Origin of the sequence: Streptomyces sp. NPDC002785 (assembly GCF_040295565.1) — a bacterium.
Taxonomy (GTDB): domain Bacteria; phylum Actinomycetota; class Actinomycetes; order Streptomycetales; family Streptomycetaceae; genus Streptomyces.
In genome coordinates, this window is sequence record NZ_JBEOVN010000085.1 from 15,990 (window position 1) to 29,540 (window position 13,551).

The following is a 13,551-nucleotide window of genomic DNA, read 5'->3' on the forward strand; positions in this document are numbered from 1 at the left end:
CGAAAACGGACAGTGATGACCGACGGCCGGCCGCCGTGTCCCCTTGCGGCCCGCAGCGCCGAGTTCTTCAAGGGTGACCACGCGAATGCCCCTGCGGCTCGGTCAGCCGGGCACGCACCTCCCCATCCACCACGCCGTCCGGCAGACCGCCGCCGACAATGACACCGCCCCACCGGCCGTCCCTCGCCTTCCAGCCGGGAGAAAACCCGCCACCGACCGTCGGACCGTGCAGGCAGGTTTCCCATGGAGTCTCCTTCGGACCAGCAGCCCCCCTGGCACACCGCATTTGACTGACCACCAGCGAATCCGCACACTCCGGGCCCGCGACCGGGGTGTCCTTGATGTCGCGGTAAGGCGGGTCCGCCCCAGGCCCGTACGCGCCCAGGACCAAGACCCCGTCCCCCAACGATCCCTCCGCACGAAAAATCGTTCGCCGAACAGGCCGTCGCTCCGCTTGGCTCGCCCAATGAGTGATCTCCACATCCGTTGCGCCGACCGCACAGATATCGACGCCGTATTGCAGTTCTGGCGCGAAGCCGCAGAAGGAACGAGCATCAGCGACGACTACGACGGGGTGGTGCGACTCGTCTCAAGAGACCCCGGGGCCCTGCTTCTCGCAGAGCGTGACGGACTTCTCGCGGGAACCGTCATAGCCGGTTTCGACGGTTGGCGATGCTCCGCCTACCGACTGGCCGTACACCCGGACTGCCGCCGGCAAGGTATCGCCACCGCCTTGATGGAAGCAGCGGAACAGCGATTCGCCTCCCTGGGCGGGCGACGGGTGGACGCCATGGTCCTGGAAGCCAACGAACGAGCACACCACACGTGGGCTGCGGGTGGCTACCACCGCGAGCATCACTGGCGGCGCTGGGTAAAGCCCCTCACAGACTGACGCGATCACCCGAAAGGGGACGCCTTTGCCGATCCTTTACGATAGGTGGTCTCCTGACCGATCCTTCCGAAAGGTGTGAGCGTCCGCCCATGGGCGAGCCTCCCAGTAAAAACCGCCGACATCGAGCGATCCTCCTGCCCCTGCCCGATCATGGGACGGAGGTGGACCGATGACCGAAGTGCTTCTGCTGCTCGTGGCGGTATTGCTCTCGCTCGCCTGCGGCGCCTTCGTCGCGGCTGAATTCTCTCTGACGACCGTCGAGCGCGGTCAGCTCGAACGGGCCGTGGAGCAGGGTGAGCGCGGCGCGGCGAGCGCCATGAAGGCCGTACGCAGCCTCACCTACCAGCTCTCCGGAGCACAGCTCGGCATCACCGTCACCAACCTCGTGGTCGGCATGCTCTCCGAACCGTCCATCGCGAAGCTGATCCGCGGTCCGGTGGAGGCCGTAGGCCTGTCCCCCAGTGTGGCGTCCTCCCTGGCCCTCGTCCTGGGAACCGCGCTGTCCACCGTGTTCCTGATGGTCGTCGGCGAACTCGTCCCGAAGAACTGGGCGATCTCCTCCCCGCTCGCCGTGGCAAAGGCCGTGGCAACCCCGCAGCGGGCCTTCACCGCCGTCTTCCGGCCGTTCATCAGCCACCTCAACAACACCGCGAACCGGATCGTGCGCCGCCTCGGCCTGGAACCGACCGAGGAGCTGGCCTCCGCCCGCAGCCCGCAGGAGCTGGTGGCGCTGGCCCGGCACTCGGCGAAGGCGGGCGCACTGGAGGCGGACACCGCGGAACTGTTCGTCCGCACGCTCAACCTGGCGGAGCTCACGGCCGAGAACGTCATGACACCGCGGGTGCAGGTAACCGCGCTCGAGGTGCAGGCGACCGCCGAGGACGTCGCGAACGCCACCCGGGCGACCGGGCTGTCCCGCTTCCCCGTCTACCGGGGCAGCCTGGACACCGTCGTCGGCGTGGCACACATCAAGGACGTGCTGGCCATCCCGGCCGAGCAGCGGCCCCGTACACGCGTCTCGGAGATGCTGCGCGAGCCCCTGCTCGTACCGGAGACACTCACCGTGGACCGGCTCCTGGACCGGCTGTCCGGCAAGCTCGCCATGGCCGTCGTCATCGACGAGTACGGCGGGACGGCCGGCGTCGTGACTCTGGAGGACATCGTCGAGGAGGTGGTCGGCGAAGTGCGCGACGAGCACGACCCGCACGAGACGCCGGACCTGGCACCGGCGGGCGAGGACGCCGACGGACGAACCCTGTGGTCGGCCGACGGCGCCGCCCGCCTCGACCAGCTGAAAAGGATCGGGCTGCGGGTGCCGGACGGACCGTACGAGACACTCGCCGGGCTTGTCGCCACCGAGGTCGGCCGCATCCCTGCCGTCGGTGATTCGATCGAACTGGCCGGCTGGCGGGTCGATGTGGTGGACGCCTCCGGGCGCCGTGCCGCGCGAGCCCTGCTGCATGCGCCGCTGCCCGGGGACGACGAACAGACGGAGGACGCACGATGACCGCCGTCCAGCTCTTCATCGGACTGATGACCCTGGTCGTCAACGCCTTCTTCGTCGGCGCGGAGTTCGCGCTGATCTCCGTACGCCGAAGCCAGATAGAGCCCGAGGCCGAGAACGGGAACCGGCGGGCGCGAAGCGTCATCTGGGGCCTCGAACACGTATCGGCGCTGCTCGCGGCGGCACAGCTGGGCATCACCCTCTGCACGCTGGTCCTCGGTATCGTCGCCGAACCGGCCATCGCGCATCTGCTGGAGCCCGTCTTCAACGCGGTGGGCGTGCCGCACGGACTGATCCATCCGATCTCGTTCGTGATCGCGCTGTCCGTGGCGACGTATCTGCACATGCTGCTCGGCGAGATGGTGCCGAAGAACATCGCGCTGGCCGAGCCCGTACGGGCAGCACTGCTGCTCGGACCGCCGCTGGTGACCCTTGCCAGGGCGCTGCGCCCGGTGATCTTCGCCATCAACGCCTTCGCCAACGCGCTGCTGAAACTCCTGCGAGTGGAGACGAAGGACGAGGTGTCCGCCACGTTCTCCGACGACGAACTGGCCCGGCTGGTGAAGGACGCCGGGGACGCCGGGCTGGTCGACGACCGCGCGGCCGAGCGGCTGCACCACGCCCTTGAGCTGGGCCGTCGCCCGGTGCGGGATGTGGTGATGCCGGTGGAGCGGGTGGTGTACGCGAGGATCGGGACGACGCCGGAACAGCTGGAACAGCTCTCGTACGAGACCGGTTTCTCGCGTTTCCCGGTGATGGACAGCGAGGAGCGGATCCTGGGCTACCTCCACGTGAAGGACGCCCTGGACGCCACTCCGCGCGATGTGCCGTTCCCCGTGACGGCGATGCGGCCGATCGCCCGGGTGCGGGCCGTCACACCGCTCGACGATGTGCTGACCGCGCTGCGACGCAGCCGCACACATCTGGCGGCGGTTCTGGACGAGGATGATCGACTGGCCGGAATGGTCACGATGGAGGACGTGCTGCGCGAACTGGTGGGCCGACCGCAGGCGCGCTGATCGGTGGGCGGGGGCCGCCGGGGGCGAGGTGCGGGTTCGGCCGCAGGCAGGCTTACCGGTGGCCGGCAGGGCGCAGTGCGGGTTCGGCCGCGCCTCTGCGGCCGGCTCCGAGCGACTGCGGACGCGACCGCCGACAGCGCACTTCCACGCTCGGTACCTGGCCGGCGCCTTCTGGGAGAGGTCGAACCCCACCGCGATACGATCGCATCGCCATGGAAATGAATGCCTCCTGCACCAGTCTTGTCGCGGTCGGCGACTCGTTCACCGAGGGCATGTCGGACCTGCTGCCCGACGGCTCGTACCGGGGCTGGGCCGATGTCCTCGCCGGACGGCTCGCGGCCCGTACTCCGGGATTCCGCTACGCGAATCTCGCCGTGCGGGGCAAGTTGATCGGCCAGATCGCCGACGAGCAGGTTAATGCGGCCGCCGCCATGCAGGCCGATGTCATCACGCTCGTCGGCGGTCTCAACGACGCGCTGCGGCCCAAATGCGACATGGGCATGGTCCGCGGACGGCTCGAAGAGGCCGTGGAACGTCTCGCGCCCTCGTGCAGGAAGCTTGTGCTCATGCGCAGCCCCGGTCGCAACGGCCCGGTGATGGAACGTTTCCGCCCACGGATGGAGGAGCTGTTCTCCCTGGTCGACGAGTTGGCGGCCCGCCATGGAGCGTCTGTCGTCGATCTGTACGGAGCAACGGCCCTGGGCGATCCTCGCCTGTGGGACGTCGACCGGCTGCATCTGACGGCCGACGGTCACCGCAGGGTGGCGGAGGCGGTCTGGCAAACGCTGGGGCTGCCGCCGGAGAACGACTGGCGGACGCCTCTCCCGGCCGCCGTACCTCCGAAATGGGCGATACGACGCGCCGACGACCTCCGCTTCGCCCGTCGGCACCTCATGCCGTGGATCGGCCGCCGTCTGACCGGCCGCTCGTCCGGGGACGGGCGGACGGGCGCCCAGTACAGCACCGAACTGGGGAGGGCGTTCTGGGTCACCCCCAAGGATGCCCGCGACCCCGGGCCTGTGGCTACGTGGCTCCAGGTGAATGCGACTCCGCTCTCGTAGCAACCCACAAACCGGGCCGCGGCGCTGGCCTGCACAAACCGCCAGTAGAATCTGGACACGTGACTGCTGTGTCTGCGAAGCCTCGCATCCCCAATGTCCTGGCCGGCCGCTACGCCTCCACGGAGCTGGCCGTCCTCTGGTCCCCCGAGCAGAAGGTGAAGCTGGAACGCCGGCTGTGGCTGGCGGTGCTGCGCGCTCAGAAGGACCTCGGGATCGAGGTGCCTGACGCCGCCCTCACCGATTACGAACGTGTCGTCGACCAGGTCGACCTGGCCTCGATCGCCGAGCGCGAGAAGGTCACCCGTCACGACGTCAAGGCCCGGATCGAGGAGTTCAACGCCCTCGCCGGCCATGAGCAGGTCCACAAGGGCATGACCTCTCGTGACCTCACCGAGAACGTCGAACAGCTTCAGATCCGGCTCTCCCTGGAGCTGATGCGCGACCGCACGGTGGCGGTCCTGGCCCGGCTCGGAAAGCTGGCGGGCGAGTACCGCGAGCTGGTCATGGCCGGCCGCTCCCACAACGTCGCCGCGCAGGCGACCACGCTCGGCAAGCGCTTCGCGACCGCGGCGGACGAGCTCCTGGTTGCCTACGGGCGGCTTGAGGACCTGCTGGGCCGCTACCCCCTGCGGGGCATCAAGGGCCCTGTGGGCACCGCCCAGGACATGCTCGACCTGCTGGGCGGCGACGCCGGAAAGCTCGCCGAGCTGGAGCAGCGCATCGCCGGGCACCTCGGTTTCGCGCAGGCCTTCACATCGGTCGGTCAGGTCTACCCGCGCTCGCTCGACTACGACGTGGTGACGGCACTGGTGCAACTGGCCGCCGCGCCCTCGTCGGTCGCGAAGACGATCCGTCTGATGGCCGGGCACGAGCTGGTGACCGAGGGCTTCAAGCCGGGTCAGGTCGGCTCGTCCGCGATGCCACACAAGATGAACACCCGCTCCTGCGAGCGCGTCAACGGCCTGATGGTCATCCTCCGCGGCTACGCGTCGATGACCGGCGAACTGGCCGGCGACCAGTGGAACGAGGGCGATGTGTCCTGCTCCGTGGTACGCCGCGTGGCGCTCCCCGACGCGTTCTTCGCATTCGACGGTCTGCTGGAGACCTTCCTGACGGTGCTCGACGAGTTCGGGGCGTTCCCGGCCGTCGTCGCCCGTGAGCTGGACCGCTACCTGCCGTTCCTCGCCACGACCAAGGTCCTGATGGGTGCGGTGCGCGCCGGTGTCGGCCGTGAGGTCGCCCACGAGGCAATCAAGGAGAACGCGGTCGCCTCGGCCCTGGCCATGCGCGAACAGGGCGCCGAGCGCAACGAGCTGCTCGACAAGCTGGCCGCCGACGAACGCATCCCACTGGACCGCGCACAGCTGGACGCGCTGATGGCCGACAAGCTCTCCTTCACGGGAGCGGCGGGCGATCAGGTCACCGTGCTGATCTCCCGCATCGAGGAGATCACCAAGCAGCACCCCGAGGCCGCCGGATACACGCCGGGCTCCATCCTCTGACGGCCACCAACACAGCCGGATGACACCCGAAGAGCTCCAGGCCGCCCGCGACCGCAACGTTTCCGATGTGGTCGCGGGCGGCCTGCGTGTTCTGTTCTGCGGGATCAACCCGAGCCTGATGACAGGGGCAACGGGCCACCACTTCGCTCACCCCGGCAACCGCTTCTGGCCAGTACTCCACCGGTCCGGCTTCACCCCTCGGCAGCTGAAGCCGGCAGAACAGAACGAACTGCTGCGATACGGACTGGGCATCACCAATGTGGTCGCCCGTGCCACCGCACGGGCGGACGAGGTGTCCACCGAGGAGTTCCGCGAGGGCGGACAGATCCTGGAAGCCAAGGTCGAGCAGCTGCGACCGCAGTGGCTGGCAGTCGTGGGGGTCACTGCGTACCGCACCGCCTTCGGCAAACGAACCGCCCGGATCGGACCGCAGGACCATACAATCAGCGGTGCCCGCGTCTGGGCCCTGCCCAACCCCAGCGGCCTGAACGCCCACTGGACCGCTCAGACGATGGCGGAGGAGTACGGACGCCTCCGCGCCTCCGTCGAATGCAACGACGTCATCACCACCGAAGGGGCCTGACACCCCGGCGCCTGCACAGCAGCTCGACGCCGATGGCCGCCTGGTTGTGATTGTCTGCGTGGCTGTCGTCGTGCCATGGCCGTGGCCAACCACAGCATGGGGGTCGGGGCGGCAGCCGGGCCGTCCCTCATTGGCCCAAGCCGTCGGGCGAGAGGGCCCTCAGCCGGTCGGCCCGGCGATCGGGACCCGTCCGAAGTACGGGAACCCGGGCCCGCCGCAGCGGGCTGGTGCCGGCCCATCACCGCGAGCGGCGACGGGGCCGTCGCGGAGGGTTGTGACAGGGCCCGTCCACAGGGGGCGGATACCCGGGCCAGACACAGCGGACGGATGCCGCGTTCCGTCTCAGCGGGCAGCAGCCTGCTCATGTCACGGCGGATCAATCTCCGTCACTACAACGCTCAGCTCGCAACCTGGGCCTTCTTCTTCCAGGTAGAGCCCCATGGCGACCCAACGGTCCTCGATCCGCCAGAGCTGGAGGTACTCGCAGCCCGCAACCGTCTCGGCCCACGCCTCCGGAATCTCCTCACCAGCCATCATCCGCTCCTGCGCACTCCACAGACTGACCGTCTGCGGCTCGCCCCAGCGGCCGGTGAGCAGCATCAGCAGCGCGTCATGCTCTGCGAGGCACTGGGCCCGGTGCTCCAGTCGCCCGACTTCGTCGTCGTCCCAGTGATCGATGTCCGCGTGCAGGGACGCTGTGTGATAGCCGGGCCCGCTGACTCCCGAGCCTGACCGGATGCGCTCCGCGGAGAAGTCCCGGGTGCGCATCCCGTCGATGAGGCGGAGGTGATGTGCGGTGGTCATGCCGCTAGTAAACCGCCCAGCACTGACAAGCCGATCCGCATCATGAGCTTTGAGGGGCTTTCAGCCATCTTGCTCCGTCTTTGAGGACGTGGCAGTGGGCTATGCGTCCCTGCGCCGGATCGCCCACCAGCCTGCCAGCAGTGCAGCCGCTGCCCACGCCGCTGCCACCGCGAGTCCGCTCCACGGTCCGAGACTGCCTTCGGGGTTCTGGTGGAGCACCAACTGCCCTGCCCGGTCGGGCAGATACTGTGCCGCGCCACCTGCGACATCTCCGATCACGAAGGAGACGATGAGGATGAACGGGATGAGCAGGCTGAGCACGGCGACGGCGCTGCGGAGCAGTACCGTCAATCCGGCTGCGAACAGGGCCATCAGGGCCAGATATATCCCTCCGCCGAAGGCCGCCCGCAGGGCACCCGGCTGCCCCAGGCCGATCGCGTACTCCCCCATGAACATCTGTCCCACCAGGAACGCGCTGAAGCTGGCGACAAGGCCGACGACGAGGGCCGGCGCACCGACGAGCGCCATCTTGGCCGCGTAGAAGAGATTGCGGCTCGGCACGGCGGCGAGCGATATCCGCAGGGCGCCGTTGAGGTACTCGGAAGAGATCGCGGTTGCCCCGAAGCTGATGGCCGCGATCTGGCCGAAGTTCAATGCGTAGAAGGCGTTGAACAGCGGCTCGGCGTCCGCGTTGTCCGCCTCGGCCTGGCCGACGGTGGCGAATGCGAGCACCGTGATGGCAAGCGTCACGAGTAGGACCGCTATCAAGGATCCGGCGACGGACCGCACCGATCTGATCTTGATCCACTCCGAGCGCAGCACTGCGGTGGTCGACATGGTCAGGCCTCCTGACGGTTGGTGGACGAGGTCGCCGCGGACGCGAATTCCATGGCGTCGGAGGTGAGGTCGAGATAGGCCTGTTCCAACGTGACCTGCTCGTCGATGAGTTCAAGGACGGGAATACCTTCGGCGGCGGCTATCGCGCCGATCTCCCCGGCCTTCGCTCCCTCGACGCTCCAACGTCCGTCGTCACCCTGCGCAGGCTCATATCCCTTACGGATCAGAACATCACGCAGCCGGGTGGATTCGGTCGTGCGCACCCGCGCCCGGGGCCGGCTGCGGGAGTCGAGGAAATCCTGCATCGGCAGGTCGGCGAGGAGCCGGCCCCGGCCGAGGACCACCAGGTGATCGGCGAACGATGATGTCTCGTTCATCAGATGGCTGGAGACCAGGACCGTGCGGCCTTCTCGGGCGAGCCGCTTCATCAGCTCGCGGATCCAGATGATGCCTTCCGGATCCAGCCCGTTCGACGGCTCGTCCAGCATCACGACCTCCGGGTCACCGAGCAGGGCGGCCGCTATGCCCAGCCGCTGCCGCATGCCGAGTGAGAACGTCTTGATGCGCGTTGCGCCGACCGCGCCGAGGCCTGCCTCCTCAAGGACTTCCTCCACTCTGCGCGCACCTATGCCGTTGCTGACTGCGAGGGCCAGCAAGTGGTTCCGCGCGGTGCGCGAGCCATGGGCGGCCTGGGCATCGAGCAGGGTGCCCACCCGGCGCAGCGGATCGTCGAGCCTGGCGTAGGGTTGCCCGCCGATCGTGGCAGTGCCGCCGGTGGGGCGGTCCAGGCCGAGAACGAGTCGCATGGTGGTGGACTTTCCGGCACCGTTGGGGCCGAGAAAGCCGGTGACGCGGCCAGGTCGCACGCTGAATGTGAGGCTGTCCACGGCGCGGGTCGTGCCGTATTCCTTTGTGAGCTCATGGACGTCGATGCTGGTCATGTCCTCAGCCTCGCGGTCGCGCCCTGTGCCCGGCCTCCCCCGGAGGTGGGGATCATCTCCCCCGCACGGGGGAGCCGCCGGGCCCGTGCGGACTGACACGATGGCAGCATGTTCCGCCTCCTCCGCCCACTGGCCACCTCTGCCACCTACAGCCGGTGGCTGCATCTCCTCATCCCGGGGGCGGTCTGCAGCGTGTGGCTGTTCATCTCCATGGACACGCCGTGGGCGCCCATGGTCTTCGCTGTACCAGTGGGATTGTTGCCTGCCATGAGGCTGGCCGAAGGTGTTCAGGCACAGCTCCTGCTCACACCCGCGGAGCGAGGCAGCCCCCACGCGGCGATCTCCGCAAGCGCTGCGGTCACTTGGACGGATCGCTGGCGAACCGTGTTGTGGCTGGAGATACGACTGCTGCTCTGCGTCGCCGTGGGGTATGCAACGGTGTGGCTGCCGGCGACCGCGGTTGACCTCGTCCTCACCGCAGCGGACGCAGGCCCGAGCGGCGAATGGCTGGTGCGCGGAGTGGAGCCGCACTGGTGGTACGCCTTGCTGGCACCTCTGCCCGTCCTGGTGCTGCTTGCCGGGGTCGTGGCGAGCGGAGAGCTGATCACTGCGACCGCCCGTCGGCTCCTCGGTCCCTCACCGGTGCAGCGGTTGACCGCTCTGGAGGAGCGCACCGAGCAGTTGCTGGAGCGCAATCGCATCGCACGGGAGCTGCATGACTCGATCGGGCACGCGTTGACGGTCGCGGTCGTGCAGGCGGGTGCGGCCCGGGCTGCTGACGACCCGGAGTTCACCGAGCGGGCACTGGCCGCGATCGAGGAGACCGGCAGAGACGCGCTCGACGATCTGGAGCGGGTTCTGCGGGTGCTGCGCGAATCGGGAACACCGGTGGGGCAGCGGCCGACGCTCACGGAAGCGGACCGGCTCCTGGACTCCGCACGTGGTTCGGGGGCGAAGATCGATGCGGACGTGTCCGGTCCGCTGGAGCAGGTTCCGGGGGCGGTCTCCCGCGAGGGGTACCGCATCCTTCAGGAATCCCTCACCAATGTGCTCCGTCACTCCGGGCCGGCTCCCGTCCGGGTGCGGATCAGCGTCACGAATGGCCGACTGGAGATGGTGGTGACCAATCCGCTCACTGATTCGATGGGTATGCCGGGAGCTGGGAGCGGGCTGCGGGGCATCCGCGAGCGGGCCGCGCTGCTGGGCGGAAAGGCCAAGACAGGTCCGTGCGACGGCGAATGGAGGGTGCATGCGAGTCTTCCGTTGAACGGCCTACGCTGACCTGATGCCGGTTACCGTTCTTCTGGTCGATGACGAACCTCTCGTCCGCGCGGGGCTGCGCGCGGTTCTTGAGGCTCAGCCCGATATCGAGGTGGTGGGCGAGGCGGGTGACGGCGCCGCAGTGATCCCGTTGCTGCATCAGCTGCGCCCCGATGTGGTGGCCATGGATGTCAGGATGCCGCTGATGGATGGCATCGAGGCGACGCGGGTGGTGTTGCGGACCGTGCCGGAGCCGCCGAAGATCCTGGTGGTCACCACGTTCGAGAACGATGAGTACGTGTACGAGGCGCTGCGCGCCGGAGCGGACGGTTTTCTCCTCAAGCGTGCCCGGCCCGCCGAGATCGTGCATGCGGTGCGCCTGGTCGCAGAGGGCGAGTCGTTGCTGTTCCCGGCGGCGGTCAGGCAACTCGCCGCCGAGTACGGCACGAGCAAGGCGCGGGCGGCCATGGACCGGGCATCGCTGACCGAGCGTGAGGCTGCGGTCCTCCGGCTGATGGCCCGTGGCCTGTCGAACGCGGAGATCGCCGCCAAGCTCGTGGTCGGTGTCGAGACGGTTAAGACCCATGTCAGCGCCGTACTGGCCAAGTTGGGTGCGAGGGACCGTACCCAAGCGGTGATCGCAGCGTACGAGTCCGGGTTCGTCGCTCCGAGCTGAGGGCCGCCAGCCCCGGATACCCGTTCCGGCCCGCAGTCGCCCTGCACCCGGGCAGCGAGTACCATCCGCCTGACATGCGCACGAGCTGGGAGGACACACCGTGGACCGGCTGACCGGTGGGGATCCGTCACTGCTTCGACGGATCAATTCCGCGGTGGTACTGCACGCCCTCCGGGGCGCCGACTCCCCCACCCTTACGGACCTGACCCGGATCACAGGTCTGTCCCGGCCGACGGTCGAGGGCGTCATGGAGGGGCTCTTCGAGGCCGGATTGGTCGTCGAGTCGGTGCCCGACGAGGGTGAGGCCCGACGTCAGGGGCGGCCGGCCCGCCGGTTCCGGTTCCGTGCGGAGGCCGGGCATCTGCTCGGCATCGAGATCGGCCCTCATCGGATCTCCGCACTGCTGTCGGGGCTGGACGGCCGAATCATCGGGGCGGGCTCGCGCGAGGTGTCGGAGACGGCCTGCGCCGACGACCGGCTCGACAAGGTCAGGGCCGTGGTCGCCGATGTCCTGCGGCGGACGGGCGTGGCCCGGAGCAGTCTGCGTGCGGTGGGGGTCGGCAGCCCGGGCATCGTAGAGGCCGACGGGACCGTACGGCTGGGCACCGCGCTGCCGGACTGGACGGGTCTGGCGCTGGGTGAGCGGCTGAGGCGCTCCTTCCGCTGCCCCGTCCTCGTGGAGAACGACGCCAATGCCGCGGCAGTCGCGGAGCACTGGAAGGGTGCAGCCACCAAGTCCGACAACATCGTGTTCGTCCTGGCAGGACTGAGCCCGGGCGCCGGTTCGCTTATCGGCGGGCGGCTGCACCGCGGTTTCGGCGGTGCAGCAGGGGAGATCGGCGCGCTGCATCTCCTCGGCCGCGAGGCGACGCCGGAGAAGCTTCTGTCGACGACGGACACACCATTGGACCCGTTCGACGAGCCTGCGGTCGCCGCCGTGTTCGCGGAGGCACGGCATGGCGATGTCCGGGCGCAGGCGGCGGTCGAGCGGTTCATTCAGCGCCTGGTGCACGATGTCGCGGCACTGGTGCTGGCGCTGGACCCCGAGCTTGTGGTGATAGGCGGCTGGGCCGCGGGGCTGGACAGTGTCCTGGATCCGCTCCGCCGTGAGCTGGCCCGCTACTGTCTTCGGCCGCCGCGGGTGACGCTGTCGCTGCTCGGCGAGGCGGCGGTGGCCACGGGGGCTCTGCGGCTGGCTCTCGACCATGTCGAGGAGCAGCTTTTCGCGGTGGAGGGGACGGTGACGGCCCGCCGCTGAGTGCGACGGGCCGTACGCAGACATGGCAGGGCCGGCGAAGCCGGTCGTGCTCAGGAGGCCTGGCGCTCCTGGCCTTGATGGCTGATCTTCAGGTCGCCCGAGTCACCGAAGGTAAGTCGGCAGGTATCGGCCCGGTAGGTGGCGACGGAGAGTGCCGCGGTGCCGCCCGCCACGAGATAGCGGGTGGTGACGACGAGAACGGGGGCGCCGGGAAGCCGGTCGAGCTCCTTGGCGTCGTCCACGCGCGCTGAACCGAGCTCCACCGACCGGTCCTGGCCGTCGAGGCCGAGGCGGTGCAGTTCCCGCAGGACACTGCGGGCCCGGACGGGCCCGGACGGGGCGTCGATCGCGGAGAGTTCGGGCACGGACAACGACGGGACGTACAGCAGTTCCGCCGCGACTGCCTGTCCGTGGCTAACCCGGATCCGGCGGACGATGTGCACCGGCTCGTCGCCGTCCACGTCGAGCATGGCCACCACGGATGCCGGTGCGACCGCCGTCGTGCAGTCCACGAGCTGCCATGCCTCGCCGCCGTCGGACCAGTCCCGTTGAGTGGTGGAGACGGCGACCCCGACGCGCGGCGGGGCGACCGTGGTTCCGACGCCGCGGCGGCGCTGCAGCCTGCCTTCGAGTTCAAGCTGTTCCAGAGCCTGTCGGAGCGTGGCTCGAGCGACTCCGAACCGGGCGGCGAGCTCGCGCTCGTTGGGCAGGATCTCGCCCACCGCAAAGTCCGAGTCGAGTGCCTCACTGAGCACGGTCTTGAGGTGCCAGTACTTCGGCTCCTGCACCGTTTCCAGCTGCGTGGTCCCCACCCTGTCCTCCGCAATCGCCCAGCGGCTTTTCCGCGACGTTATTTATTAAAGGTTCCTGTCTTAACGTTGAGACCATAGGACGGGACGCACCCTTGGTCAAGACCAATCCTCCTTCGGTCACACAGTGAAACGGTCCTCTGCCGCAGAGCGTTCACAGGACGTTCTTGACGTGCTCTCTGGCCTAAAGTCCAGGGATTCCGGCCTGGGTCGTGTGACCCTTCCGGGGGCTTCCTGCTTCAACGCGCTGTGCCGGGACTTTCGTCCTGGTCTTACCGGCGCTCTGCGAGGCGTTTAGCGTCTCCGCCCGTCCGGCGGCGACGATACGGCGTCCTTCGAACAGGACGTTGCGGGCTGCGTTGTGGTCGCGGTCGTGCACGGTCCCACACTCCTTGCACGTCCACT

The 13,551-nt window shown here is 68.6% G+C and carries 14 protein-coding genes; 9 read left to right on the top strand and 5 right to left on the bottom strand.

Annotated elements, in window-relative coordinates; genetic code table 11:
- Nucleotides 1-466 precede the first annotated feature (466 nt).
- From ABTZ94_RS20535 to mug, 6 genes are all read left to right on the top strand, one after another.
- Complete coding sequence (locus ABTZ94_RS20535; RefSeq protein ID WP_351202485.1) at nt 467-892, top strand: GNAT family N-acetyltransferase; 426 nt, start codon at nt 467-469, stop codon at nt 890-892.
- 169 nt (nt 893-1,061) lie between these two features.
- A complete protein-coding gene (locus tag ABTZ94_RS20540) occupies nt 1,062-2,399 on the top strand; it encodes a hemolysin family protein (RefSeq protein WP_351202486.1) in 1,338 nt (445 codons plus the stop codon).
- Entirely contained in the window at nt 2,396-3,415 is a 1,020-nt protein-coding gene (locus ABTZ94_RS20545) for a hemolysin family protein (protein WP_351202487.1), read from the top strand. The genes ABTZ94_RS20540 and ABTZ94_RS20545 overlap by 4 nt, the downstream gene beginning before the upstream one ends.
- Nucleotides 3,416-3,627: 212 nt before the next feature.
- Complete coding sequence (locus ABTZ94_RS20550; RefSeq protein ID WP_351202488.1) at nt 3,628-4,476, top strand: SGNH/GDSL hydrolase family protein; 849 nt, start codon at nt 3,628-3,630, stop codon at nt 4,474-4,476.
- A 59-nt stretch (nt 4,477-4,535) separates the two neighbouring features.
- Nucleotides 4,536-5,978, top strand: coding sequence for an adenylosuccinate lyase (gene purB / locus ABTZ94_RS20555; RefSeq protein ID WP_351202489.1), 1,443 nt, complete (start codon nt 4,536-4,538; stop codon nt 5,976-5,978).
- 19 nt (nt 5,979-5,997) lie between these two features.
- Nucleotides 5,998-6,561, top strand: coding sequence for a G/U mismatch-specific DNA glycosylase (mug, locus tag ABTZ94_RS20560; protein WP_351202490.1), 564 nt, complete (start codon nt 5,998-6,000; stop codon nt 6,559-6,561).
- Between the two features lie 366 nt (nt 6,562-6,927).
- On the opposite strand, the gene ABTZ94_RS20565 is transcribed toward mug, so the two are convergent.
- From ABTZ94_RS20565 to ABTZ94_RS20575, 3 genes are all read right to left on the bottom strand, one after another.
- Complete coding sequence (locus ABTZ94_RS20565; protein WP_351202491.1) at nt 6,928-7,365, bottom strand: hypothetical protein; 438 nt, start codon at nt 7,363-7,365, stop codon at nt 6,928-6,930.
- Between the two features lie 99 nt (nt 7,366-7,464).
- Nucleotides 7,465-8,202, bottom strand: coding sequence for an ABC transporter permease (locus tag ABTZ94_RS20570; protein WP_351202492.1), 738 nt, complete (start codon nt 8,200-8,202; stop codon nt 7,465-7,467).
- 2 nt (nt 8,203-8,204) lie between these two features.
- On the bottom strand, nt 8,205-9,143 hold the full coding sequence (locus ABTZ94_RS20575) for an ATP-binding cassette domain-containing protein (protein ID WP_351202493.1): 939 nt from the start codon (nt 9,141-9,143) through the stop codon (nt 8,205-8,207).
- Between the two features lie 108 nt (nt 9,144-9,251).
- Between ABTZ94_RS20575 and ABTZ94_RS20580 the strand changes: the two genes are divergently transcribed.
- From ABTZ94_RS20580 to ABTZ94_RS20590, 3 genes are all read left to right on the top strand, one after another.
- Nucleotides 9,252-10,424 carry a sensor histidine kinase gene (locus ABTZ94_RS20580; RefSeq protein ID WP_351202494.1) on the top strand — a complete coding sequence of 391 codons (1,173 nt, stop codon included), beginning with the start codon at nt 9,252-9,254 and terminating at the stop codon, nt 10,422-10,424.
- A gap of 4 nt (nt 10,425-10,428) precedes the next feature.
- On the top strand, nt 10,429-11,079 hold the full coding sequence (locus ABTZ94_RS20585) for a response regulator (RefSeq protein WP_093893356.1): 651 nt from the start codon (nt 10,429-10,431) through the stop codon (nt 11,077-11,079).
- Between the two features lie 100 nt (nt 11,080-11,179).
- The gene (locus ABTZ94_RS20590; protein WP_351202495.1) at nt 11,180-12,337 is read left to right on the top strand and encodes an ROK family transcriptional regulator; all 1,158 of its coding nucleotides are present in this window, start codon (nt 11,180-11,182) and stop codon (nt 12,335-12,337) included.
- Between the two features lie 50 nt (nt 12,338-12,387).
- Here the strand turns inward: ABTZ94_RS20590 and ABTZ94_RS20595 are convergent, their stop codons facing one another.
- Complete coding sequence (locus ABTZ94_RS20595; protein WP_351202496.1) at nt 12,388-13,149, bottom strand: GntR family transcriptional regulator; 762 nt, start codon at nt 13,147-13,149, stop codon at nt 12,388-12,390.
- A gap of 181 nt (nt 13,150-13,330) precedes the next feature.
- Nucleotides 13,331-13,551: zinc ribbon domain-containing protein (locus tag ABTZ94_RS20600; protein ID WP_351202497.1), on the bottom strand; the 221-nt coding region annotated here is incomplete at its 5' end.